The organism is Chryseobacterium sp. KMC2 (assembly GCF_016756935.1).
In the GTDB taxonomy this organism is placed as follows: Bacteria; Bacteroidota; Bacteroidia; order Flavobacteriales; family Weeksellaceae; genus Chryseobacterium; species Chryseobacterium rhizosphaerae.
Genome location: NZ_JAESIT010000013.1, coordinates 1 through 23,424 on the forward strand (window position 1 = coordinate 1; position 23,424 = coordinate 23,424).

Sequence of the window (23,424 nt, forward strand, 5' to 3'; positions counted from 1 at the left end):
TTTTGGCAGCAACTTCAAGATTAGCCTCTTTGGTTACAATGGCAGGAGATTTTCCTCCCAATTCAAGAACTACAGGAGTTAAATGTTCGGCAGCAGCTTTATAGATGATTTTTCCAACTTTAGTACTTCCTGTAAAAAATATTTTATCAAACTTCAAGTGTAAAAGTGCTGTTGTTTCATCAATACCTCCTTCGTATACATACAGATAGTCAGAAGGAAAGTTTTCATTGATGATTGTTGCCATGGCCATCATGGTATTTTCTGCTATTTCGCTGGGCTTTAAAATACAGCAGTTACCCGCAGCAATAGCGGCAATAAGAGGGGAGAGCGACAGCTGATAAGGATAGTTCCAGGCACCTATAACCAATATACATCCCAGCGGATCCGAATAAATTTTACTGCTTCCAAGCTGATTGACAAGGTTGGTACCTACTTTCTTAGGTTTAGAAAGAGATTTCAGGTTTTTTAAATAATAGTCAATATCCTTTAATAAAAAAGAAATCTCTGTGGTAAAGGTGTCAAATTTAGATTTTCCAAAATCTTTGTTAATTGCTTCATACAGCATGCCCTCATTGGCTATGAGAAGGTTTCGGAGCTTTTCAAGATACATTTTCCTGAATGCAATATTCTTGGTCTGCTGTGTTTTAAAAAAATCTTTTTGTCCCTGTAAAATCTTTTCAATTTCCATACTATGCTTTGTATTTAAACGTAGATATTTGTTCAGTATTGCCGTTTTAATCAACGAACAATAAGCTGGCCAAAGTTGAAAGGGACTCAAAAGTGGGATTCGGAAGAGCATTATGGATCACTGAAACGTCAATACTGTATCCAGTTTCCTTTCTTTACTGCATTACATAATATTTCTTACAGCTATTTTTACGGGATGATACAGCAGTAAGAGAAGGGCTGTTATCAAGGCTAGCCAGAATAATCCTGTAAAAATTTCCATATTGGAAAGAAGAATGGACTGAGCCGTTATTTTTGCTTTAAAAGCTCCTGCAGTCATCGATAGAGATTCATTGACCGGCAGTTTTGAAATATGGCCTCCAAAAACCTGATTCCATTGGCTGTAAAAGACAGGGTTGGTGTCAGTAAGGGTAAAACTAAGAGCATCAGAATGTTTTAATGTTAAAAAAAGCATTACATTCTGCATTAAAGCATATCCGCTGGCTGTTGCCCAGAAGCGGGTAGTAGTTCCCATGGCACTGGCATTTGCTACATATTCTTCCGGCATTCCTGAGATCAGAAAGAATACCAGAGGAGTGAATAATAATCCCTGGGCTACACCCTGCAGAAATAAGGGCGGGCATATGGTGGAAAGGGTTGTATCCGGATAAAAAGTATAGGTAAACCAGGCGCAATCTATTGCCAATAAAAGGAACCCTGTAAAGAAGACTATTCTGGAAGAAATTCCACGAACCAGACAAATGCCTGATACAAAAACTCCAATAAGTGTTCCTGCTACATTCCAATATTGAATATTAACGATATAATCCCATGGCCATTTCCATACAGTCGCCATAATGCTGTATACATTATTCAATCCTGAGCGGATGATATAGAAAATAAAGAAGAGAATCATCCCTGTAATTACATTTTTTGAATTGAAAACCTCAAAATGGAATAAGGGTCGCTTTGAGGATCTTTGTTTAAGCATAAATAATCCTCCGGAAATCATAAATATAAATAAACAGATAACGATTGTATCGGACTCAAGCCACATCAGTCTTTTTCCATAGATAATAGCATATGCTCCCGATTGCAGGCATACCCAGAGTAAAAACCAGCTTGGAAGATCCATTTGGTACAGTGGTTTTTTAGGAAAAAATCGATTTCTGTTGAAAATAGCAATTCCCAGTATCAATACAAAAACGTGAAAATACGCCATCATTAAAATCATATGTTGAAAATCGTAATCCTGAATACTTGATTTTAATAAGGTTGTTGTTACTGTTCCTCCTGTCAGCATAAGAGAATACATAAAGAGGTAAGCAATAACTTTGGCGTGTCTGGTTTTTAGTTCGGCTATAATTAAAGGCAGGAAAATAGCGCCTTCCAACAGTCCAAAAAAACCTTCTAAAAATCGTATGACCAAAATAACATGATAATCATTGGTGACAGATAAAATATAAAGAAGAATTACTGAAACAGAAGACATCAGCAGGACATAATATTTCACACTGAAATAGGCCATAAACCTTTGTAAAACTAAGAGAGTAACGACAAATGTCCCATACATCAACATCATTAAGTATTGAATGTCATCGGAATCTACCCCCATAAAAGAAGAGGTGAAAGCACTGTTGGAATGTAACAGCGACAACAACATGATATGGGGAAATAATGCCAGTACAAGAAGTGGTAGTTTCAGCCATTGAGGTAACCATTGATGATAAACTGTATTGTGTTGCATAGAATAGTGGTGAAAAGCTGAGAATGCAGATAGATGCATTCACTTTTTCTGTGGAATAAAAAAAGCGAAAAGACAAAAGAGCAAGGTGTAAAAGTAAAAGGTAAAATGACAAATATGCTCAGTAAAAAAATAAGCAGATCTGTAATTTTTGCGGTCTTGCCTTTTCGCTAAAAAAATCTAACATTAATTTGAAAATTTGAAATATGATGATTGGAAAATAAAAAGAAGTATGATTTTGCATTTTAATACTCTAGTATTTTCAAACCCTAATACTCTCAAACTATATCTTCTTCGCACTTACCAGAACATTCATTCCGGAAAGCAGTTTTTCATTATCTTTATTGTGATCAAGGATAATTTTCACGGGAAACCTCTGTTCTATTTTCACAAAGTTTCCGGTAGCATTGTCAGGCTTTACCAAGGAAAATTGAGATCCTGATGCCGGTGAAACAGAAACAACCCTTCCTTTGAACTCAATATCGGGATACGCATCTGCTGTAATGGTCACTTCCTGCTTCTGGTCAATCTGTCCAAGCTGGGTTTCTTTATAATTGGCAATGATCCATTTTTCTTTGCTGACCATCTGTACCAAGGCCTGACCTTCCTTGATTAATTGACCTTCCTGAATTGTTTTTTTACCCACCCATCCGTCGTAAGGTGCAGTAATAACAGTATATGAAAGGAAAAGTTTGGCATTATTTAAGTTGGCAGAACTCTGCTGGATCTGGCTTTTGGCCGGTGCAACCTTGGTCTGTTGTTCATTGGCTCCGGCTCTGACCGCATTTTTCTGCTGATCCAATGCCATGAGATTGGCTTTCGCCTGCTCATAGGAAGCCTTTACATTTTCAAATTCCTGTTCTGTAGCAGCATCTTCCGATAGCAGGTTTTTATATCTTTTATAGTCTTGTTCAGTTTTCCAGATGTCTATTTTGGCTGAAGCTATTTTGGCATCAATGATTTTGGTGTCGCTTTCTTTAGTGCTCACCCCACTTTGAATGGTTGTAATATTTTCAGTCGTCGTATGAAGATTGGCTTCTGCTACTTTTACCTGGTTTACAAATTCCCTGTTGTCTATCACGATCAGTGTATCACCTTGATGTACAAATTGATTTTCATTGAATCTGATCGTTTTGATAAATCCTGAGACTTTACTGGATACAGGAGTAATATATTGTTCGATTTGAGCATCATTGGTGGTTACATTTTTCCTTGAAAACAGATAAAAACTCACCATTCCAGTAATTCCGCTGATAATCAGGATCCAGGCCAGTAAAGTAATGGTCTTGTTGATTCTTTTTTCCTTTTGTGTCAGTTCTTTCTTTGCCATAGTTTTTATAAGTTTCCAATCGTATATTGGAGTTGGTAGTATTTTAGTTGTCGGTTAATTTTTACAGAAATAAGATTAGATTCAGCTTCCAGATAAGTATTATCGGCATCAATGAGCTCGGTGATCAGACTTAATTTATTGGCATATTTTGTCCTTACAATACGATAGTTTTCTTTAGCCTGATCAATAGCCTCTTCAGCTATTTTTACTTTCTGATCAGTTTCTTCAAACTTTTTGTAGGCTTCATATACACTGTGTCGGATCTTCTCATCATTCTCTTCAATCTGAAGTTTTGCCAGATCAATATTCTCTTTCGCTTCCTGCATCCTGTATTTATTTTTATACAGGTTTTCTATAGGGTAGGTGAGATTCACTCCAAGCATTCCCAAGCGGTAGGCATAGGGTTCCGGAGGGAAAAACATCATATTCGGATATTTTAAGAAATATTCACCCCCTGCCGTAATTTTAGGTAAATAATTGGCTTTGGTGATCTTCCGGTCCAGTTCTTTCAGAGAAAGATTTTTGTATGTAATGTCTACAGATTCATTTTTGTGTAAAGCGGTTTCAGTAAGTTCTTCAAGGTAAGGAATAGTCACCGTATCAGAGATCAGATCTTCTGTATCTGCATGTATTTCCTGGTTTTCCGGAAGAGAAAGAATGGTTTTCAGCTTATGTTCTGCAATCTGAACATCATTGTCAAGTTCTGTCCAGCTCATTTTGTGGTTGGATAGTTGTAAAGAAGTTCTCAGTACCTCATTCACCGTAACTACACCATTGGCCTTTAATGCTTTTACCTGTTTGATATTCACAGAATCTTCTTTCATTTTATCATTAATAAGGCTCTGCTGTTCTTTTAAATGGTGGATCTGTAGAAAAGCAGTAATAATCTCCATGGTAAGCTGTCTTTCATCCAGATGAGTTCTCAAACCTGAAATTTCAGTGTCAATAGCTGCTTTCTTTTCCGTATTTTTTATTCTTCCTCCCATATATACTGGGATTGAAGCTGATAAGGTAAAATCATACATTCCGTTGATGACGTCATATTTTGTAGCTTCATTGAATACACCGTTTTGATGCTGAAAAAGATTGGTCACCTGATTATAGCTGGTATGAAACTCAATGTCCGGAAGTTTTTCCATTTTAAGATCTTTCTCTTTGGTAACAGACATTTCCTGTTTTAAATGGCTGATCAGAATGTTCTTGTTGTTTTTCAGACCAATGCCTACAGCCTGTTGCAAGCTGAGATGCTGATAATCGATCATTTGTGTATGTAAAAGGTTGCTTACCAATAATAAGCACAACGCGATGCATTGATATTTACATGCGTTAAATATCATATTCATAATTTATTTAAAGGATTTTTGCTAAAATGATTTTGATGCAGCAAAGTTACGATCACTAGCATATGACCCTATTTGTGAAAACAGAAAAAGATTTGCTCATTTACGCCAATTTGAAATTTCTTCTTACCTTTACCCTATGAATGACAGTCATTTTAAAGCAGTAGAAGAAGAAGATGCCGAATTTTATGTATATCATGTGCTTACGGGAAATGTGACTACAGATATTCATTACCACAGTTCTGCACAATTAATCTATGCAGAAGGAGGTATTGTACACGTTTTCACAGAACTGAAACACTGGTATCTTCCGGCAAGATGCTTTATGTGGATTCCGGCCGGAACACCCCATTATATTTTCTCTACCAGTCCGAAAGTAGATTTGTATAATTTCTATTTTAAAAAAGAGGCGGAGGAGAATGGCCGTTTTGATGAAATTAATATCTATTCGGTTAATAACTTACTCCGGGAAATGATTTTATATACAAAAGAATGGGATGGGAAAATCATAAAAAATGATGGTTCTCAGTATAATTTTCTTAAAGCTTTAAAGGGTGTTCTTTCCGAAACTATTGATAAAAAACTGGCATTTCCGGTTCAGCATCCCTTTCCAAAAGATGAAACACTGCTGAAAATTGCAAAGTACATTCATGCCAACCTTGAGAAGCCACTTAGCATTGAATCTACGGCTAAAGAATTCGGAATGAGTACAAGAACCCTGTCGAGGAAGTTTAAAGAGATTTTAGGGATGAATTACGTCCGTTTTTTAAGAGCTTTAAGGATTACCCGCTCCCTTGAACTTATGCTGGAAGGAAAATACAATATGTATGAAATAGCGATGATGGTGGGCTACAATAGCTTATCTTCTTTTAGCAATATTTTCAAAAAAATAATAGGGGTGCCTCCTACGGAATACCAACAGAAACTGAGAGGCGATAAGTAAACGGTTCCCAGAACAGGAAGGCTGGATATACTGCACAAAAAAACCACTTCAGATGAAGTGGTTCTGTATATGTAGAAATGGGCTTATTAAGCTTCTTCTTCAGTTTTAGGAGCTTCCTTCTTTGCAGGAGCCGGAGCTGCTGGAGCAGGAGGAGCGTCAGAAACGATATCGAATTCGAAATTGTATTCAACATTTCTGTGTAGTCTGATGTTAGCCGTAACTTTACCAGTTCTTTTAATAGTGTTTCCTGGGATTTTGATGTATTTCTTCTCTACAGAAACTCCAGCCTTAGCAAGAGCAGCAGAAAGATCTCCATTGTTGATAGATCCGAATAATTTGTCTCCAGAACCTACTTTTGCAGGAATAGTAATAGAAGTTTTCTTTAATTGCTCAACTACAGTGTTTGCAGTAGCGATTAATTTAGCTTCTTCTTCTTTTCTAGCTTCTAAAGTTGCTTCTAAAGTAGCTTTGTTTTTAGGTGTAGCTAAAAGTGCAAATCCTTGAGGGATTAAGAAGTTTCTAGCATAACCTGGCTTTACGTTTACTGTATCAAACTCAAGTCCTAAGTTTTCTACGTCTTTTTTTAGGATAATTTCCATTGTTGTTGTCCGTTTTTTAGTTTTAGAGAAAAGAACAAAGAAAAAAGAAAAAAGACAGGTGTCTTAAAAATTATTTCTTTCCTTTAATCTAAAAATCGTTAGAATTAATTATTTATTCAGCAACTTAAAAAAAGAGAAAATGACCGAAGTCTTTTCTCTTTCTTCTTGTTTCTTTTATATCTTACTTTAATAAGTCAGCTACGTATGGTAATAAAGATAAGTGTCTTGCTCTTTTAATAGCAGCAGAAACTTTTCTTTGGTATTTTAAAGAAGTACCAGTGTATCTTCTTGGTAAAATTTTACCTTGCTCGTTAACGAACTGTAATAAGAAATCAGCATCTTTGTAATCAACGTGCTTAATTCCGTATTTTTTGAATCTACAATATTTCTTTTCAGATTTTGTATTGATATCAAGCGGAGTAAGGAATTTTACTTCTGATTCTCCTCCAGCTGAGGCTTGTTTAGCCATTTCATCTATTGCCATGTCTTGTCGTTTTAAAAAATAGGGTTAATTAATTAAGCTTTAGCTGCTTTTACTTTAGTTCTTCTAGTTACAGCGTACTCAATAGCATGCTTATCAAGTTTTGTTGTAAGGTAACGGATTACTCTTTCGTCACGTTTGAATGCTAATTCTAAATCGCCAACGATAGTTCCTTCTCCTTTAAACTCGATTAAAGTGTAGAATCCGTTCTTTTTTAATTGGATCGGATAAGCTAATTTTTTTAATCCCCAGTTTTCTTTAGCAACGATTTCGCAGTTCTTTTCTTTTAAAAGATCTACATACTTGTTCACTGCTTCCTCTACCTGTGATTCAGATAGAACGGGAGTTAAAATGAAAACAGTTTCGTAATTGTTCATAATGTTAAATGAATTTGTTAATTATTTCGAGGTGCAAAATTAGAAAATATATTTATAATATGCAAGAGTAGGGGTGAAATAATTGAGCGCTAAAGTTGAGATAAGAGCGCGCAAGGGTGCAGGATTTAAGTCTAAACTAATCCTTTTCTCGGATTTCCGTTAAAAAATTAACCTTCAGTACATCATACAGCGAATGTCTGCTTACTAAAATAGAGGCAATAGAAGATACCATTCCGGCAAGCATAAGGTGGAAAATTAAGGAATGTCTGTCGGTCATTTCCAGAACGATAATTGCTGAAGTAAACGGAGCTCTGGTAATTCCTGTCAGAAAAGCAACCATGCCGGCGAGAATCACAACATTGGTTTCGTTGGGTGTTAGGTGGATAGCTCCTGAGATTACAGAACCTATGCTTGCTCCGGCACTGAGAGCCGGTGCAAAAATACCACCTGCACCTCCTGATGTAAAAGAAAGGGCAGGACCAAGCATTCTTAAAATCGGGACATACCAGTCTTCATGTTTATCTTTGGTGAAAAGAACACGTTCCATAATCTCTTTTCCTGAACCCAGAATTTCCCTGTTAATAAAGTAAGCGATAGAGGCTATAATCAGGGCGCAAATAATAAGAAACAGCACCGTGGCTTTATCTGTTTTCAGTTTTTTCTTTTTCCAGCTATTGATTTTAAGCATAATAACGGAAAGCTGGCTTGCAAGAATACCTGCAGTTGCCGCTACAAGCACAATAGGGAACATAATGAGTAAAGAAACATCATGTGTTTTCGGATATCCCAAATAGAGATAAGATCCGGCTAATGTTTGTGCAGTAAGGCCGGCAATAATAACGGCTGTAAATAAAGCCGTTTTAAAATAATTGATATGGGTTTTTGAAAGTTCTTCTACTGCAAATACAATTCCACCCAACGGAGTGTTGAAGGCGGCAGCAAGTCCGGCAGCAGCTCCGGTCATAATCATATTTTTTTTGGAAATTTTCGGCCACCATTCAGGAAGGTATTCGTTTACTTTTCTGAAAACAGAACCTGCAATCTGAATTGTAGGACCTTCACGCCCTACGGCGCCTCCTCCAATCACTAAAATGACAGAAGACAGGATTTTGAAAAAAATAATTTTAAGACTTAAAAGGCTTCTGATCTTTTTATGTTCCTTCGGATTGGCGAGTTCTACTGCTGCCATTACCTGTGGAATACCACTTCCTTTAGCATTAGGAGCGAATTCTTTTACCAGCCACCAGGAAAGTACGAATCCGGCAGGGGCTATAATGAAAATCATCCATGCATGCCAATTAAAGATAAAATTCATGAGGTTTTCACCCCATGCAAATATTTTGGCATACAATACAGCAAAAAAACCGGTAATAACAGATCCTATCCAGAAGGGAATGGCTTGAAGCAGATTATATTTTAGCTGCTCATTCCGAATATTGTCAAAAGATTTTTTAACGGATCTCCGTATAAAAGCAAGGATTTTCAGCATTTGTCTATTTTCTGGGATGAAATTACGGTAAAATTTTGAGATTTATATTTCCTCTAAAAACTTTGCGATAGATAGGGTATTATTTACACTTAATTCTTTTGGAATCCCAATGCTTAAAATAGTATTTTTAATTTCAAGTCTAAAATCCTTATCGGGAAAAGATTGTATATAAACACCGATTGGTGTCTTAATTAAAGTCTGGTGCAAAAATAGAATAATTTTTGAAAGAATTGATAGGGTGTATCTATAAAAAACAAATATCATTATAATACAAAACAGGCTTTCAAAAATGAAAGCCTGTTGTAGTTTATTTTAAGATCCGCTGAAGACGACGGCACTTCCTATGCCATAAATCAATAAGAGAACAAGGGTGAAAATTAAATTTACATTCCTCAGTTTAAGTTTCTCGCTGCCCTGAAGAATGACCATTTCGATAATGATGAAAAGCAGCCATACAGCATGAAATATCATCATAAGGAAAAGGTAACCCAGAACATCCCAGCCTTTGGCCTGGCTCATGGCAATTAAAAAAGCAACACTTCCAAAAATAAGTACTGCAAGACGTATCAAAATATGTTTTTTTACGTTTTGGCCAGTAGGTTGAATACTTTTTTCTTCGTCCTGTTTTATTTCAAAAAGTTCCCTGAGCTCACGATTCATTCCTTTTGTTTATTGTATAATTTAACGAAAAACTGTAGAATTCCCATAAAACAGATAAGATTTAAAACACCAAAAACGCGAAACAGCTCCATAGAGTAAAACTCAAAAAAACTGGAAATAAACTGAATAAGATCAATAAGAATAATGAGGCTTAGTGAAATTATTGCAATTAGAGTTGCATTTTTCATGTAATATCTGTTTAAGTGTTGGTTAGACTATTGTTTTCTGGTTAAATTTTAAAGGAAGTATCTTCTGCTTTTATATCTCCGTGTTCAGATCCCAGTTTTCAAGATAGTCATGTACATGTTTCAGCATCATTCCTCCTAAAGATCCGTCTACTACTCTGTGGTCATAAGAGTGAGACATGAACATTAAGTTTCTGATCGCAATAACATCTCCGTCTGCTGTTTCAAGAACCGCAGGTTTCTTAACGATAGCTCCAATTGCTAAAATAGCAACCTGAGGCTGTGGAATAATTGGAGTTCCCATAAGGTTTCCAAAGCTTCCCACATTAGAGATGGTATATGTAGCTCCTTGTGTATCTTCCGGTCTTAATTTTTTATTTCTTGCTCTGTAAGCCAGATCATTGATTGCTTTTGCAAGACCTGACAGTGATAACTGATCTGCATTTTTAATAACAGGAACAATAAGGTTTCCGTCAGGAAGGGCAGTAGCCATACCAATATTGATGTTTTTCTTCTTGATGATATTGTCTCCACTGATAGAAACGTTGATCATCGGGAAGTCCTGAATTGCTTTTACAATCGCTTTCACAAAAATAGGCATGAACGTCAGTTTTTCACCTTCACGTTTTTCGAAGATTGCTTTGTTTTTGTTTCTCCATTTTACAACGTTGGTAACGTCTGTTTCTATGAAAGAAGTAACGTGTGGAGCAATATGTTTTGCTTTCACCATATTTTCAGCGATGATCTTTCTCATTCTGTCCATTGGAATGATCTCATCACCTGCACTTACCGGAACCGTAGCTGCCGGAGCAGATACTGCCGGTTTCGGAGCAGAAGCTGCCTGTACCGGAGCTGCTTGCTGAGCCGGCTGGTTTCCTCTGTTCGCTACATAGGCTAATATATCTTCTTTGGTAATTCTTCCTTCCAAACCGCTTCCTTTGATAGACTTCAGTTCAGTTTCAGAAATGTTTTCCTGTTGTGCAATTGATTTTACAAGTGGAGATAAATAAAGGTCTCCTGAGAATTCTACATTTGAAGCAGCTACAGTTTGTAATGGCTCTTCAATTGTTTTTAATGTTTCAGTGTCCGGAGTAGCAGCCGGAGTTTCCGTTTTTACTTCCTCTGATGAAGTGCCTTCTCCTTCGATTTCTAAAATAGCAATGGCTTCACCAACTTTGGCAACTTCATCTTTTTGCTTTAAAATTTTTACAATTTTCCCCGAAACTGGTGTCGGAACGTCTGAATCTACTTTATCTGTTGCAATTTCTACTACAGAGTCATCTTCTTTTACGTTATCACCTTCATTGAATAACCAAGTGATAATTGTCGCTTCCATAACCCCTTCTCCCATGGAAGGAAGCAATAATTTGTATTCTGCCATTTTTGATTTTTAGATTTTGACAAATATATAAAAAAAATCGGTTTTTTTATGAAATATATAATTTTAGGAGAATTCAATATAGATATTCTCGCCTACATTCAATCCAAACAGGCTTTTGGCCCCATTTTTCTTGCTCCCTTTATAGATGGTAAGTTCCAAAAGCTGACTGTCATTGAAGATCGCAGCGGATTGCCCGTGGAATTCTGTCTCCCTTTCCCAATCGGAAACGACTTCCGTATGGCTTGAAAAAATTCTTGAAAGGGTGAGATTTCTGAATTTTATGGTAAAACTTGTATAGGCTTTGCCGGCACTTTCGAAGAAATCTTTGCTGATATTTGAAATTATATTTCCGAAATTATCAATATAGGTAACCTCCCCAATAATCATTCCCTCAGATTCATTAAGGACAGGTCTTGGGAACATCAGCTGCTTAGTGGTTTCTATTTTCCGTCCAATGACCTCCGGGAGTCCCCCGTTTGCAAGATGTACGGCTGCAGGAACAAAAATATCAGTAGAGGTGAAGTCTATGATATCATCAAAACGGTTATTCAGCGTAATCTCATAGATCGCTTCAGGTTTGATGTCAAAAAATATAAGACTTAAAAGACCGTTGTCTGCTGCAAGAAAGTAAGAGCCATCTGCTTTGTAAAGAATATTTTTTCTTGATTTGTTGAAAAAACTGTCTACCGCAAGGATATGTATGGTTCCTTTTGGAAAGTATTTATAGGCATTTCTTACAATGTATGAAGTTTGTATAAGGTTGAATGCCTGGATATCGTGGGTTATATCAACAATATTAACCTCAGGGTTTAGAGACAGAATTTTGCCTTTCACAGCCGAAACTCTGTAATCTAAATTTCCGAAATCCGAAGTAAGGGTAATAATTGACATGAGCAATTTTAGAATAGTGAAGTATTGCAAAGTTATTTAAAATAAAAAGAATGCCCGAAAGATTGTTGAAAAGAATTTGATATAAATTTGAAAAAAAGCTTTAATTTTAAAATCTAAAATAAAAATACTGCATGTTTGAATTAACCTATGATTTGGAAGATACTGATTTGAAAATCTTCTATGGAGTTAGTAACCAATATTTCAACTTAATAAAATCAAGCTTCCCCACTCTTAAAATTACAGGAAGAGATCATTTTATCTTTGCGATGGGAAATCAGGAGGTTTTAGACATATTGAAGCAAAAACTTGATGATATCGTCAGTTTTATTTCTAAAAACAATTCGATACAGCTTAAAGATGTTGAAAATATTCTCAATATTAAAGACGAAAATGAGAAACAACTGATTTTTGATCAGGATATTATTGTAAAGGGAGTCAATGGAAAAATAATAAAAGCGAAAACCACTAATCTTAAAAAACTGGTTAAGGAAACAGAGAAAAAAGATATGGTTTTTGCAATTGGTCCTGCGGGAACCGGAAAAACATATACCAGTGTGGCATTGGCTGCAAGGGCTTTAAGAGATAAAGAGGTAAAAAGAATTGTTCTCACAAGACCTGCAGTAGAAGCAGGGGAGAGCCTTGGTTTTTTACCGGGAGATCTTAAAGAAAAACTGGATCCTTATTTACAGCCTTTATATGATGCACTTCGCGATATGATCCCTCATGAAAAGCTTGAAGGTTACATGGAGAAAAAAATAATCGAGGTAGCACCCCTGGCTTTTATGAGAGGGCGTACTCTGGATGAAGCTTTTGTTATCCTTGATGAAGCGCAAAATACCACTCATGCTCAGATGAAAATGTTTTTGACGAGAATGGGGATGAATGCTAAGTTTATCATTACCGGAGATCCAAGCCAGATTGACCTTCCAAAAAATCAGCAGTCCGGATTGAAAGAGGCGATGAGAATCTTAGGAGGAGTAAAAGAAATTGGGTTTGTGCATCTTACGGAAGAAGATGTGGTAAGACATCCTGTGGTAAGAAAAATTATCCTGGCATATAATGATGAGGAAAAAAGACTAAGAAATGACTAATTTCATGTAAAAAAGTTTCCATTAACCTTCTATTAACGTTTGTTTTATTCTTTAAAATTTGTTTAATAGAAAAAAATAATTAGTTTTGCAGACCTAAAATTAAAGACTAATTACAATGAAAAAACTTTTACTTATTGCAGCAGTAGCTGTCATGGGAGCAAATGTAAACGCTCAGGAAACAAAATTTGGAGCTAAAGCCGGATATTCTTTATCTACGTTGAAAATGAAGGCTGATGGCCAATCTGAGAGTTCAGATCCAATGCATACATTCTATGTAGGAGGTTTGGTTGAGCATAAATTCGGAGACAAATTCGGAATTCAGGGGGAAGTTTTATATTCGCCACTTGGAGGAAAAGTAGACGAAACAGGTGCATTTGAAGGAGATTTCGACGGAAATGTTCGTGTAAAAGCAAAAACGACTTTCGGTACTTTATTGATTCCTGTATCTGCTAAATATTTTATTACTGAAAATTTAGCTGTTTCTGCTGGTGCAAGTTTTGGTATTATCCTTACTGCTAAAGCAAAATATGAAGTAACAGGAGGAGCGGAGATTCCGGGAGAGCTTGCTGCTGAATTTGGTTTAGGAGATAAAGTAGATATCAAAGATCAGGTGAATACTTTGAATATTGCTCCTTTCATCGGTGCAGAATATGCTTTGGAAAACGGATTGTTCTTTGATGCAAGATACAACTACGGTGTTTCTAACCTGGCAAAAGATTCAGGAGACGGAAAATTAACGAACAGCTTCCTGCAAGTAGGTATCGGTTTCAAATTCGGAGGAAACTAATTCTTTAAGATTTTAATCTATCAAGATATAAAGCAGAACAAATTTGTTCTGCTTTTTTTATTTTAAATAATATCATTCTTAGTGGTTTAGTTTATCATAGAAATAATTAGTATTTTTGCACCATAATTCAAACGCTAGTCAAATAAATGAAAAAGCTATTATTAATTGGTGCTTTTGCACTTTTAGGAGGTGCTGCTCAAGCACAGGAAGGTTTTAAACTAGGTGGACATATTGGTGTTCCTGTATCTGATGCAAGTGATATTTCTTCATTTACATTAGGTGTAGACGCTGCTTATATGTGGAATATTACAAAAGGTCTTGACCTTGGAGTTACAACAGGATATTCTCATTTCTTTGGAAAAGATAATTTTGATGATTTCGGATTTATTCCGGTAGCAGTATCCGGTAAGTATAAATTTTCTGGTGCTCCTATCTTTGTAGGGTTAGACCTTGGATATGGTATTTCTACAAAAGATGGTATGGACGGAGGTTTCTATGCACAGCCAAAATTCGGATATCAAATGTCTAAAGGAGAGTTGTACTTAGGATACCAGTCAATCAGTAACAGTAGAAAAGTGGGATGGGGTTCTTATAGCTGGAATGTAGGAGCAGTAAACCTTGGATACAACTTCTTTTTGAAATAAGAAAGTTTAAAAACAGTATAGCAGACTCTGGCCAAAAGCCAGAGTTTCTTATTTCTCATCATCAAGTCTATTTCTTCTGATTAATAATGCTCCAGGATACAGTGATATATAGAATATTCTTAAAGTTCTATTAAACTTACTTTCTGAGGGTTATTGTGAATTTTTTAAATATAATTCTCAAAAGGAGGGTTGAGCTTTTTCTGAAATTTCATAAACAATTGTTTAATTTTTAAGAGTTAATTAATTATATGTTAATATTTTACGTTATTAATTTTAACAAAAATTCTTTCAAGGGTATTATTTTTGACAAAAATGACAAATCATAAAGAGCAAAGATATCGATCTCTAATTGAAGAATCGAAATTTTTTTATTCATAATATTGTGAAAAAATCAAAAAGGTTTGTTGACTACGATTTATGTTTACAAAAGATCAATATTTAACAATGATATTAATCACGTTAACAAATTTTAATATTCGTGGAGGCCACTGTAAATTTGCCCTCAGAAAGTATTAAAATTTTTTAAAATGAAAAAAATATTATTAGCGGGTGCTGTTGCACTTTTTGGTTTATCAAACGCTCAGATTGCTAAAGGAACTACATATTTATCAGGTCAAGTAGGTTATTCTCAAACTGAAAATAACAATACAGATAAAAAAGTTGAGAGCTACAAAGTTCTTCCAACTGTAGGATATTTCGTAGATACTAACTTAGCAGTAGGTTTAGGTTTAGGTTACAAAAATGATAACACAAAAACTGTTTCTACAATTGGTGCAACTACTGTAGATGCAAAAGAAACTGTTTCTGGATTTGTTGTAGCTCCATTTGTAAGAAAATACTGGACTGTTGGTGAGAAATTATATATCTTCGGTCAATTAGAAGTACCAATGGTATTTGGTCAAAATAAAGATGAAGCAACTTCTACAACTACTGTTGGAGGAACTACTGCTACTACATCTACTTCTACTAAAAACAACTTCACTTCTATCGGAGTTAACGTTAAGCCAGGTTTAGATTATTTCTTAAACAAAAACTGGTCTATCGAAGCTACTATCGGTGAATTCGGATACAATACTTCTAAAGTAGATGTTGACGGAGCTAAGAGAGTAAACGACTATAAATTCGGATTGAATTTATCTTCTGTAACTTTCGGAGTTAAGTATGTATTTGCAAAATAATAAACAAAGCATATAGCAATGAAGCCCTGAGAATTTCTTGGGGCTTTTTTACTATTTAAATTAAAATATAATAATCATGAAAAAACTATTATTGGCAGGAGCTGTCGCTCTTTTCAGCTTTTCTAATGCCCAAATTACTAAGGGAACAACTTATCTTTCCGGACAGGTAGAGTATCGTCACAATGAAAGCAATGAATTCAACAACCTGAGAAAGGATGATGTTTTTAAAATTCTTCCCACTGCAGGATACTTCATCAATTCAAATCTGGCTGTAGGATTAGGAGTGGGGTATAAAAGTGCCGTTACAAAATATAAAGTTGGGGATGTTGGTGTAAGTAATATACTTGAAATTAAAGACACGGATAATGCATTTGTGGTAGCTCCGTTTATTAGAAAGTACTGGACTTTGTCTGAAAAGTTATACATCTTTGGCCAATTACAGGTGCCGTTGGAGTTTGGTCAGTCTAAAATAGAAGCAACCAGCTCTGGTAACGGAGGAGATCCTATTCTTTATTATTTTGGTTCCCAGAAAAATAATTATACTCATATCGGGGTTAATATCAAGCCAGGTTTAGATTATTTCCTTAACAAAAACTGGAGTATTGAAGCTACCCTGGGAGAATTTGGATATAATAGATATAAAGGAGACTATGAGGGAGCTGTCAGTAGGAACAGTTATAAATTCGGACTGGATTTATCTTCTGTGACTTTTGGAGTTAAATACGTGTTTGCAAAATAAAAAACAAAACAATATAAGTAAAGCGGGAAAAGTTTATTTTTGAGCTTTATTTCAAATAGAAATTAAAATATAATAATCATGAAAAAAATTCTTTTAGTGTCGGCGCTTGCGCTTGTTGCAGGTTTGAATGCGCAGACAAAATTCGGGGTAAAAGCCGGTTATGCATTATCAAAACTAAACTCCAATGAAAATCCTGAATTTGAAGGGGTAAGTGGAAGTTTAAAATCTAAATCCGGATTTTATGTAGGCGCTTTGGTTGAACACAAATTCAACGATAAATTTGCTGTTCAGGGAGAAGTTGAGTATGCAAATTTAGGTGGAAAAGTTGAAGTAGGATTTCCTTCCAATATTAAAGTGACTGAAAAGCTTAATTTTAACAGGATTTTAATTCCTATATCAGCAAGATATTATGCAACACCTGAGTTGGGAATCTATGCTGGGCCATATGTAAGCTTTAAGACAAATACTACAGCCAAAATAGAAGTAAGTGGAGCTATGGCAGATCCAAGAGCCATCAGAGAAGGAGAGGAGTTCCTTGAAAGAGCTTTTAATGATAATATGAAGTCTACGGATTTCGGTTTGTTCTTCGGAGCTGATTATAATGTTTATAAAGGATTATTTGTAGATGCACGTTATAGTTTTGGACTTACTAATATGCTTAAAAATCCTGTTAATGATGAAAAGCTGAAGATGAATTTCTTACAGATCGGATTAGGATATAAGTTTAAATAAACAGATCTAAATAAAATAAAAACCTCTCAGAAGAAATTCTGAGAGGTTTTTTATGCATATTGTTATTTGAATTATTTTCCAAGCATGCCACCCATTCCAGGCATATTAGGCATTTTGCTCATCATCTGCATCATTTGCTTTCCTTGAGGTCCTTGCATCATCTTCATCATTTTACCCATCTGATCGAATTGTTTCATCAGTTGATTCACATCTTCTATCTTTCTTCCTGCACCTTTAGCAATTCTGCTCTTTCTTTGTGTATTAATGATAGAAGGTCTTCTTCTTTCGTCAGGAGTCATAGAGTAGATGATAGCCTCAATATGCTTGAATGCATCATCACTGATTTCTACATCTTTGATTGCTTTCCCAACTCCAGGAATCATTCCCATCAAATCCTTCATGTTACCCATCTTCTTGATCTGGTTGATTTGCTTAAGGAAGTCATCGAAACCAAACTCATTTTTAGCAATTTTTTTGTGAAGTTTCTTAGCTTCCTCTTCGTCAAACTGCTCCTGAGCTCTTTCTACTAAGGAAACAACGTCTCCCATTCCCAGAATTCTGTCTGCCATCCTTTCAGGGTAGAAAAGATCTAAAGCTTCCATTTTTTCTCCTGTAGAAATAAATTTGATTGGCTTCTCTACTACAGAACGGATCGTTAATGCAGCACCCCCTCTTGTATCACCATCTAATTTGGTAAGCACCACTCCGTCAAAATTTAAAGCTTCGTTGAATGCTTTTGCTGTATTTACAGCATCCTGACCTGTCATAGAGTCTACTACGAAAAGTGTTTCCTGTGGCTTGATGAAATAATGTACAGACTTGATCTCGTTCATCATCTGCTCATCAATCGCTAAACGGCCTGCAGTATCCACAATAACCACATCGTGGTTGTTGGCTTTTGCAAAATTGATTGCATTTTCAGCGATCGTAGACGGGTTGGTAGAACCTTCTTCAGTATAAACAGGAACATTAATCTGCCCTCCTAATACTTTTAGCTGATCAATAGCAGCAGGACGGTAAACGTCACAGGCTACCAATAAAGGTTTTTTATTTCTTTTTGTCTGTAAATAATTAGCAAGCTTTCCTGAGAATGTAGTCTTACCAGATCCCTGAAGACCGGCAATAAGAATTACAGTAGGTTTTCCTGAAAGATTAATTCCTTCCTGAGAACCTCCCATAAGATCTACCAATTCATCATGAACAATTTTGGTCATCAACTGTCCCGGAGTAAGAGAAGTCAGTACATTTTCTCCTAATGCCTTATCCTGAACTCTCTTAGTAAGATCTTTTGCTACTTTATAGTTAACGTCAGCATCTACCAATGCTCTACGGATTTCCTTTACGGTCTCCGCTACATTGATTTCGGTAATTTTTCCACGTCCGGAAATATTATGTAATGCCTTGTCTAATTTATCCTGTAAACTATTAAACATATGTATTGTAAATTATAGGTTTGCAAAAATAAGGAATTTTTAGCATATCTAAAGAGTCTATACACGTAATATTATATATAGAGAAAAAATGATATATATCAAATCGTATTATAATACGATAGAAAAAGTCTATTTTTGTGATCAGCTAAAAAAACCTTGATATAGTAAGACAAGGTGAAAGTAAATTATAAAATGAAATCTAATCCTAATATTTTAATTGTCGTCCTGTTCTTTCTGACATTTCTAATTCATTTTTCTCTTTGGAAATTTGTTTTTCATCTGGACGAAATTATTATCGTGAAATTTTACCTTTTCCTGAGTGTTATGTTTATGATGATGGTAACACTTCTTATTTTAATTAATAGAGTAGCGCCGGAGTTTTTAGGATTATCGGTGATCGGATTGATCCTTTTAAAATTCGGTTTGATGTACTTAATCAGAAAAAAACTGAACTTTGAAGTCATCCCAGGCTATAAATTTCATTTTATAATCCCATATTTTGTCCTGACAACGCTGCTTACGTACTATGCGATCAAGCTAATTAATCATGATAAAAAACAGTAAAATTATTTATTGAAAATAGAAAAAATATCATATTTTTGCACAACGAAAAAAACCTATCAATGTTTAAGAAATTCGCAGTTTTATTCTACAGTATTTTTGTATTAAACTTAGTGTCTGCACAGCACGGTGAGGTTGCTGCTGGGGCAGCTCCTACCCAAGAGCTTTCAGAAAAAGACAAAGCAAGTAAAGAAAACAAAGAGTTCATCGATCATCACTTATTGGATGCACATGATTTTACATTGATGGTTGATAAAGATGGTCACCACATTGGTTTTCCTCTTCCGGTTATTTTCTATGACAACGGAATCCACGCTTTTATGAGCAACAGTAAAGAAGGTTTCATGCATGGTGAAACTACTGAGGTAGACGGTTCTTATTACAAACTGCACCACGAGAAAATTTTCAAAACGGATGCAGCGGGAACTTTAACACTTGGTGAAGATGGTTTCCCTACTAACGAAAGACCTTTGGATCTTTCTATTACGAAGAGTGTACTTATCCTTTTATTAGTATCAATCTGTATGCTGGTAGTATTTGCAGGAATGGCTAAGTCTTATAAGAAATCTGTAGTTCCTACCGGAGCAGCAAGATTCTTAGAGCCTTTAATCATCTTTGTAAGAGACGAAGTGGCTATTCCAAATATCGGACACAAGTATAAAAGATTTATGGGATACTTATTAACTGTATTCTTCTTTATTCTTTTCCTTAACGTTCTAGGATTGATGCCTTTTGGAATCAATGTTACAGGTAATATTACCATGACATTCTTCCTGGCTATCCTTACTTATCTGATCACAACATTCTCTGCAAATAAAGATTACTGGAAACATATCTTCTGGATGCCAGGAGTACCAGTACCAATGAAATTAATTATGCTTCCTATTGAATTGTTAGGAACTATTACTAAACCATTTGCATTGATGATCCGACTTTTTGCAAACATGACTGCAGGTCACATTGTAGTAATGAGTTTGATCGGACTGATCTATGTGTTTAAGAATTTTGCAGCAGGTGTTGCATTCCCATTCTTAACATTAGTGATCTATTTACTAGAAGTATTAGTAGCATTCCTACAAGCTTATATCTTTACGATGTTATCCGCTTTATTTATCGGAATGGCTGTACAGGAACACGAGCATGAGCACGAACACCACGCAGCTCACTAATTGAAAATTAAAATTATAGTTAAACAAATTTTTTAAAATTATATATTATGGAAATCCCTAAAATTGTAGGTGCTGGTATCGTAGTACTAGGTGTAGGTATCGGTCTTGGTAAAATCGGAGCTGCTGCTCTTGAAGCTATCGCTAGACAACCTGAGCAATCTGGAAAAATCCAAACAGCTATGCTTATCGCAGCTGCACTTGTAGAAGGTGTTGCGTTTGCTGCTCTATTCGCAGTAAACTAATTAAAATCAAACCATTATCTGTAACGGTTGGTTACAGGTAATGGTTCTTTAAAAAAGTAATAATTATTTATACATTTATATAATGGAATTAATTCATCAGTTTTCATCAGGATTATTTATTATCCAGTCTGTTATTTTTCTAGCATTATTATTTCTGTTAGGTAAATTCGCTTGGAAGCCTATTTTAAAGTCTATCAATGACAGAGAAACTTCTATTGTTGACGCTCTTAATCAAGCTAAATTAGCTAGAAAAGAAATGGAGACCTTAAAAGAAGACAACGAAAGAATCATTCGTGAAGCTAAGATCGAAAGAGATGCTATCCTTAAAGAAGCTAGAGAAATTAAGGACAGAATCGTGGGAGAAGCTAAAGATGCTGCAAAATCTGAAGGAGATAAATTAATCGAAGCTGCTAAGCAGACTATCAACGCTGAGAAAAATGCAGCTATGGCAGATATCAAAACTCAAATTGGTACTTTATCTGTAAACATTGCCGAGTCTATCTTGAAACAAAAATTAGACAACAGCGAAGCTCAAAACGAATTAGTTCAAAATTATTTAAACAAATCTAACCTTAACTAATAATGCTTACATCTAAAGTAGCTAAAAGATACGCACAAGGTTTGCTTGATTTTACAAATGAATCAGGCCAAACGGCTACTGTATTTTCTGAAATGAAAGATGTAGTGAAGATCATGATTGAATCTCAGGATTTAAACAAATTCTTCCTTACTCCTTACATTGATGCAAAAAAGAAAATAGAGGTAGCAGACCAGATTTTTAAAGATTTTTCAGTTTCTTCACTGAACCTGATCAGACTAGTGATCAAGCACGGACGTGAGAACCAACTGAAAAATATCGCTCAGGAGTTCATCAATAAAGTAGAAGATATCAACGGAGTACAGAGAATCACTCTTACTACAGCGACACAGCTTTCTAAAGAGAACCTTGATCAGATTTTAAGATCTACCAACCTGGTAAAAGCAGATTCAAATTTTGATATCAACTTACATGTAAAACCTGAAATTCTTGGGGGATATATTCTAAGAGTAGGTGACCAGCAGGTAGATGCGTCTGTAAAGACTAAACTGAACCAAGTTAAAAAAGATTTTCAATTAAATTAAGAAAAACAACCATACAATGGCAGAAATAAATCCGGCAGAAGTATCTGCGATCTTAAAACAGCAATTGGCCAACTTCGATACTCAATCAAATGTTGAGGAAGTAGGTACAGTTTTAACCATCGGTGATGGTATTGCTCGTGTATACGGGTTAGAAAACGTACAATACGGAGAGTTGGTGAAATTTTCTAGTGATGTAGAAGGTATTGTACTTAACCTTGAAGAAGACAACGTAGGTGTTGCTTTACTAGGTGAAAGTAAATTAGTAAAAGAAGGTGATACAGTAAGAAGAACAAACAGAATCTCTTCTATCAAAGTAGGAGAAGGAATGTTAGGTAGAGTAGTAGATACTCTTGGTAACCCTATCGATGGTAAAGGTCCTATTTCTGGAGAGTTATACGAAATGCCATTAGAAAGAAAAGCTCCTGGAGTTATCTTCAGACAGCCGGTAACTGAACCTTTACAGTCTGGTATTGTGGCTATCGACTCTATGATCCCTGTAGGAAGAGGACAAAGAGAGCTTATTATTGGTGACAGACAGACAGGTAAAACTACTGTTGCAATCGATACGATCATCAACCAAAAAGAATTTTTTGAAGCTGGTAATCCAGTATATTGTATATATGTTGCTATCGGACAGAAAGCATCTACAGTAGCACAAATCGTTAAAACTCTTGCTGATAAAGGAGCTTTAGCTTATACTGTAGTAGTTGCTGCTAACGCATCAGATCCAGTTCCTATGCAGGTATATTCTGCAATGGCAGGTGCTGCTATCGGTGAATTCTTCAGAGACACAGGTAGACCGGCATTGATCGTTTATGATGATTTATCTAAACAAGCTGTTGCTTACCGTGAGCTTTCTCTACTTTTAAGAAGACCACCGGGCCGTGAAGCTTACCCTGGAGACGTTTTCTATCTTCACTCAAGACTATTGGAAAGAGCGGCAAAAGTAATTGCTGATGACAACATCGCTAAGCAAATGAACGACTTGCCAGAATCTCTTAGACCAATCGTGAAAGGAGGTGGTTCATTAACTGCTCTTCCAATCATTGAAACTCAGGCTGGTGACGTTTCTGCATATATCCCTACCAACGTAATCTCTATTACTGACGGACAGATCTTCTTGGAGTCTGATCTATTCAACTCTGGGGTTCGTCCTGCGATCAACGTAGGTATCTCTGTATCGAGAGTAGGAGGTAACGCTCAGATCAAATCAATGAAAAAAGTTTCTGGTACATTGAAGTTAGACCAGGCTCAATATAAAGAATTAGAAGCGTTTGCTAAATTCGGTTCTGACCTTGATGCTTCTACTTTAGCAGTTATCTCTAAAGGAGAAAGAAACGTTGAGATCCTTAAGCAGCCGGTAAATTCTCCACTTCCTGTAGATAGCCAAGTTGCTATGATCTATGCAGGAACTGAGAACTTATTAAGAAACGTTCCTATCAGAAAAGTAAAAGAATTCCAAATTGAATATATCGAATTCCTAAGATCTAAGCACCCTGATACAATGGCTGCAATTAAGGCTGGAAAAATCGATAACGATATTACAAACGTTCTTAAGCAGGCAGCTAACGATTTAGCTTCTAAATATAACTAAAATTAGTTGATGGTTGTTGGTTGATAGTTTACAGAATTCTCTAAAA

25 protein-coding genes are annotated in these 23,424 nt (G+C 35.7%); 13 read left to right on the forward strand and 12 right to left on the reverse strand.

From position 1 onward, the window contains the following. The 4 genes from JML65_RS15470 to JML65_RS15485 form a co-directional block, all read right to left on the reverse strand. Nucleotides 1-688: aldehyde dehydrogenase family protein (locus JML65_RS15470; RefSeq protein WP_202271359.1), on the reverse strand; the 688-nt coding region annotated here is incomplete at its 3' end. Nucleotides 689-850: 162 nt separating this feature from the next. Further along, nucleotides 851-2,413: an MFS transporter gene (locus JML65_RS15475; protein WP_202271360.1), complete on the reverse strand. Its 1,563-nt coding sequence runs from the start codon at nucleotides 2,411-2,413 to the stop codon at nucleotides 851-853. 280 nt (nucleotides 2,414-2,693) lie between these two features. Beyond that, nucleotides 2,694-3,740 carry an HlyD family secretion protein gene (locus JML65_RS15480; RefSeq protein ID WP_084083876.1) on the reverse strand — a complete coding sequence of 349 codons (1,047 nt, stop codon included), beginning with the start codon at nucleotides 3,738-3,740 and terminating at the stop codon, nucleotides 2,694-2,696. 5 nt (nucleotides 3,741-3,745) lie between these two features. After that, a complete protein-coding gene (locus JML65_RS15485; RefSeq protein ID WP_237390901.1) occupies nucleotides 3,746-5,077 on the reverse strand; it encodes a TolC family protein in 1,332 nt (443 codons plus the stop codon). A 142-nt stretch (nucleotides 5,078-5,219) separates the two neighbouring features. Here JML65_RS15485 and JML65_RS15490 point away from each other — a divergent pair, with 142 nt between their 5' ends. Next, the gene (locus JML65_RS15490; RefSeq protein WP_202271361.1) at nucleotides 5,220-6,023 is read left to right on the forward strand and encodes a helix-turn-helix domain-containing protein; all 804 of its coding nucleotides are present in this window, start codon (nucleotides 5,220-5,222) and stop codon (nucleotides 6,021-6,023) included. An 86-nt stretch (nucleotides 6,024-6,109) separates the two neighbouring features. On the opposite strand, the gene rplI is transcribed toward JML65_RS15490, so the two are convergent. The 7 genes from rplI to JML65_RS15525 form a co-directional block, all read right to left on the reverse strand. Then, on the reverse strand, nucleotides 6,110-6,622 hold the full coding sequence (gene rplI, locus JML65_RS15495) for a 50S ribosomal protein L9 (RefSeq protein WP_047490961.1): 513 nt from the start codon (nucleotides 6,620-6,622) through the stop codon (nucleotides 6,110-6,112). 181 nt (nucleotides 6,623-6,803) lie between these two features. After that, the gene (rpsR, locus tag JML65_RS15500; protein ID WP_034706728.1) at nucleotides 6,804-7,106 is read right to left on the reverse strand and encodes a 30S ribosomal protein S18; all 303 of its coding nucleotides are present in this window, start codon (nucleotides 7,104-7,106) and stop codon (nucleotides 6,804-6,806) included. A gap of 32 nt (nucleotides 7,107-7,138) precedes the next feature. After that, nucleotides 7,139-7,480: a 30S ribosomal protein S6 gene (gene rpsF / locus JML65_RS15505; protein WP_047490958.1), complete on the reverse strand. Its 342-nt coding sequence runs from the start codon at nucleotides 7,478-7,480 to the stop codon at nucleotides 7,139-7,141. A 136-nt stretch (nucleotides 7,481-7,616) separates the two neighbouring features. Then, on the reverse strand, nucleotides 7,617-8,969 hold the full coding sequence (locus JML65_RS15510; RefSeq protein WP_047490955.1) for a chloride channel protein: 1,353 nt from the start codon (nucleotides 8,967-8,969) through the stop codon (nucleotides 7,617-7,619). A 312-nt stretch (nucleotides 8,970-9,281) separates the two neighbouring features. Further along, nucleotides 9,282-9,629 carry a hypothetical protein gene (locus JML65_RS15515; RefSeq protein WP_047490949.1) on the reverse strand — a complete coding sequence of 116 codons (348 nt, stop codon included), beginning with the start codon at nucleotides 9,627-9,629 and terminating at the stop codon, nucleotides 9,282-9,284. A gap of 258 nt (nucleotides 9,630-9,887) precedes the next feature. Next, the gene (locus JML65_RS15520; RefSeq protein ID WP_047490944.1) at nucleotides 9,888-11,195 is read right to left on the reverse strand and encodes a dihydrolipoamide acetyltransferase family protein; all 1,308 of its coding nucleotides are present in this window, start codon (nucleotides 11,193-11,195) and stop codon (nucleotides 9,888-9,890) included. 63 nt (nucleotides 11,196-11,258) lie between these two features. Then, nucleotides 11,259-12,086, reverse strand: coding sequence for an S-adenosyl-l-methionine hydroxide adenosyltransferase family protein (locus JML65_RS15525; protein ID WP_047490941.1), 828 nt, complete (start codon nucleotides 12,084-12,086; stop codon nucleotides 11,259-11,261). Between the two features lie 131 nt (nucleotides 12,087-12,217). On the opposite strand from JML65_RS15525, the gene JML65_RS15530 reads away from it, so the two are divergent. The 6 genes from JML65_RS15530 (at nucleotide 12,218) to JML65_RS15555 (ending at nucleotide 17,257) form a co-directional block, all read left to right on the forward strand. After that, nucleotides 12,218-13,177: a PhoH family protein gene (locus tag JML65_RS15530; RefSeq protein WP_047490938.1), complete on the forward strand. Its 960-nt coding sequence runs from the start codon at nucleotides 12,218-12,220 to the stop codon at nucleotides 13,175-13,177. 115 nt (nucleotides 13,178-13,292) lie between these two features. After that, nucleotides 13,293-13,964, forward strand: coding sequence for a porin family protein (locus JML65_RS15535; protein ID WP_047490935.1), 672 nt, complete (start codon nucleotides 13,293-13,295; stop codon nucleotides 13,962-13,964). A 146-nt stretch (nucleotides 13,965-14,110) separates the two neighbouring features. Beyond that, nucleotides 14,111-14,608 carry a hypothetical protein gene (locus JML65_RS15540; protein ID WP_047490934.1) on the forward strand — a complete coding sequence of 166 codons (498 nt, stop codon included), beginning with the start codon at nucleotides 14,111-14,113 and terminating at the stop codon, nucleotides 14,606-14,608. Between the two features lie 527 nt (nucleotides 14,609-15,135). Continuing rightward, on the forward strand, nucleotides 15,136-15,786 hold the full coding sequence (locus JML65_RS15545) for an outer membrane beta-barrel protein (protein WP_047490931.1): 651 nt from the start codon (nucleotides 15,136-15,138) through the stop codon (nucleotides 15,784-15,786). 76 nt (nucleotides 15,787-15,862) lie between these two features. Further along, nucleotides 15,863-16,525, forward strand: coding sequence for an outer membrane beta-barrel protein (locus JML65_RS15550; RefSeq protein ID WP_202271362.1), 663 nt, complete (start codon nucleotides 15,863-15,865; stop codon nucleotides 16,523-16,525). A 78-nt stretch (nucleotides 16,526-16,603) separates the two neighbouring features. Next, nucleotides 16,604-17,257 (forward strand): porin family protein, encoded by a 654-nt coding sequence (locus tag JML65_RS15555; protein WP_202271363.1) that lies wholly within the window; start codon nucleotides 16,604-16,606, stop codon nucleotides 17,255-17,257. Nucleotides 17,258-17,328: 71 nt separating this feature from the next. On the opposite strand, the gene ffh is transcribed toward JML65_RS15555, so the two are convergent. Continuing rightward, nucleotides 17,329-18,690 (reverse strand): signal recognition particle protein, encoded by a 1,362-nt coding sequence (gene ffh / locus JML65_RS15560; protein ID WP_115918809.1) that lies wholly within the window; start codon nucleotides 18,688-18,690, stop codon nucleotides 17,329-17,331. 192 nt (nucleotides 18,691-18,882) lie between these two features. On the opposite strand from ffh, the gene JML65_RS15565 reads away from it, so the two are divergent. From JML65_RS15565 to atpA, 6 genes are all read left to right on the forward strand, one after another. After that, nucleotides 18,883-19,254, forward strand: a complete 372-nt coding sequence (locus tag JML65_RS15565) for a hypothetical protein (RefSeq protein ID WP_115918811.1) — start codon at nucleotides 18,883-18,885, stop codon at nucleotides 19,252-19,254. A 59-nt stretch (nucleotides 19,255-19,313) separates the two neighbouring features. Beyond that, nucleotides 19,314-20,420: a F0F1 ATP synthase subunit A gene (gene atpB, locus JML65_RS15570; protein ID WP_084083886.1), complete on the forward strand. Its 1,107-nt coding sequence runs from the start codon at nucleotides 19,314-19,316 to the stop codon at nucleotides 20,418-20,420. Nucleotides 20,421-20,467: 47 nt separating this feature from the next. Beyond that, entirely contained in the window at nucleotides 20,468-20,662 is a 195-nt protein-coding gene (gene atpE / locus JML65_RS15575) for an ATP synthase F0 subunit C (protein WP_002979108.1), read from the forward strand. An 82-nt stretch (nucleotides 20,663-20,744) separates the two neighbouring features. After that, nucleotides 20,745-21,242, forward strand: a complete 498-nt coding sequence (locus JML65_RS15580; RefSeq protein ID WP_047490916.1) for a F0F1 ATP synthase subunit B — start codon at nucleotides 20,745-20,747, stop codon at nucleotides 21,240-21,242. Nucleotides 21,243-21,244: 2 nt separating this feature from the next. After that, a complete protein-coding gene (gene atpH, locus JML65_RS15585) occupies nucleotides 21,245-21,784 on the forward strand; it encodes an ATP synthase F1 subunit delta (protein ID WP_047490913.1) in 540 nt (179 codons plus the stop codon). A 16-nt stretch (nucleotides 21,785-21,800) separates the two neighbouring features. After that, nucleotides 21,801-23,378, forward strand: a complete 1,578-nt coding sequence (gene atpA / locus JML65_RS15590) for a F0F1 ATP synthase subunit alpha (protein WP_047490910.1) — start codon at nucleotides 21,801-21,803, stop codon at nucleotides 23,376-23,378. The last annotated feature ends 46 nt before the right edge of the window (nucleotides 23,379-23,424 follow it).

What these genes read in the sequence shown, in the direction of transcription:
- JML65_RS15475 (WP_202271360.1), bottom strand. Translation starts at nt 2,413, where the DNA reads ATGCAACACAATACAGTTTATCATCAATGGTTACCTCAATGGCTGAAA.
- JML65_RS15480 (WP_084083876.1), bottom strand. Translation starts at nt 3,740, where the DNA reads ATGGCAAAGAAAGAACTGACACAAAAGGAAAAAAGAATCAACAAGACC.
- JML65_RS15485 (WP_237390901.1), bottom strand. Translation starts at nt 5,077, where the DNA reads ATGATATTTAACGCATGTAAATATCAATGCATCGCGTTGTGCTTATTA.
- JML65_RS15490 (WP_202271361.1), top strand. Translation starts at nt 5,220, where the DNA reads ATGAATGACAGTCATTTTAAAGCAGTAGAAGAAGAAGATGCCGAATTT.
- rplI (WP_047490961.1), bottom strand. Translation starts at nt 6,622, where the DNA reads ATGGAAATTATCCTAAAAAAAGACGTAGAAAACTTAGGACTTGAGTTT.
- rpsR (WP_034706728.1), bottom strand. Translation starts at nt 7,106, where the DNA reads ATGGCAATAGATGAAATGGCTAAACAAGCCTCAGCTGGAGGAGAATCA.
- rpsF (WP_047490958.1), bottom strand. Translation starts at nt 7,480, where the DNA reads ATGAACAATTACGAAACTGTTTTCATTTTAACTCCCGTTCTATCTGAA.
- JML65_RS15510 (WP_047490955.1), bottom strand. Translation starts at nt 8,969, where the DNA reads ATGCTGAAAATCCTTGCTTTTATACGGAGATCCGTTAAAAAATCTTTT.
- JML65_RS15515 (WP_047490949.1), bottom strand. Translation starts at nt 9,629, where the DNA reads ATGAATCGTGAGCTCAGGGAACTTTTTGAAATAAAACAGGACGAAGAA.
- JML65_RS15520 (WP_047490944.1), bottom strand. Translation starts at nt 11,195, where the DNA reads ATGGCAGAATACAAATTATTGCTTCCTTCCATGGGAGAAGGGGTTATG.
- JML65_RS15525 (WP_047490941.1), bottom strand. Translation starts at nt 12,086, where the DNA reads ATGTCAATTATTACCCTTACTTCGGATTTCGGAAATTTAGATTACAGA.
- JML65_RS15530 (WP_047490938.1), top strand. Translation starts at nt 12,218, where the DNA reads ATGTTTGAATTAACCTATGATTTGGAAGATACTGATTTGAAAATCTTC.
- JML65_RS15535 (WP_047490935.1), top strand. Translation starts at nt 13,293, where the DNA reads ATGAAAAAACTTTTACTTATTGCAGCAGTAGCTGTCATGGGAGCAAAT.
- JML65_RS15540 (WP_047490934.1), top strand. Translation starts at nt 14,111, where the DNA reads ATGAAAAAGCTATTATTAATTGGTGCTTTTGCACTTTTAGGAGGTGCT.
- JML65_RS15545 (WP_047490931.1), top strand. Translation starts at nt 15,136, where the DNA reads ATGAAAAAAATATTATTAGCGGGTGCTGTTGCACTTTTTGGTTTATCA.
- JML65_RS15550 (WP_202271362.1), top strand. Translation starts at nt 15,863, where the DNA reads ATGAAAAAACTATTATTGGCAGGAGCTGTCGCTCTTTTCAGCTTTTCT.
- JML65_RS15555 (WP_202271363.1), top strand. Translation starts at nt 16,604, where the DNA reads ATGAAAAAAATTCTTTTAGTGTCGGCGCTTGCGCTTGTTGCAGGTTTG.
- ffh (WP_115918809.1), bottom strand. Translation starts at nt 18,690, where the DNA reads ATGTTTAATAGTTTACAGGATAAATTAGACAAGGCATTACATAATATT.
- JML65_RS15565 (WP_115918811.1), top strand. Translation starts at nt 18,883, where the DNA reads ATGAAATCTAATCCTAATATTTTAATTGTCGTCCTGTTCTTTCTGACA.
- atpB (WP_084083886.1), top strand. Translation starts at nt 19,314, where the DNA reads ATGTTTAAGAAATTCGCAGTTTTATTCTACAGTATTTTTGTATTAAAC.
- atpE (WP_002979108.1), top strand. Translation starts at nt 20,468, where the DNA reads ATGGAAATCCCTAAAATTGTAGGTGCTGGTATCGTAGTACTAGGTGTA.
- JML65_RS15580 (WP_047490916.1), top strand. Translation starts at nt 20,745, where the DNA reads ATGGAATTAATTCATCAGTTTTCATCAGGATTATTTATTATCCAGTCT.
- atpH (WP_047490913.1), top strand. Translation starts at nt 21,245, where the DNA reads ATGCTTACATCTAAAGTAGCTAAAAGATACGCACAAGGTTTGCTTGAT.
- atpA (WP_047490910.1), top strand. Translation starts at nt 21,801, where the DNA reads ATGGCAGAAATAAATCCGGCAGAAGTATCTGCGATCTTAAAACAGCAA.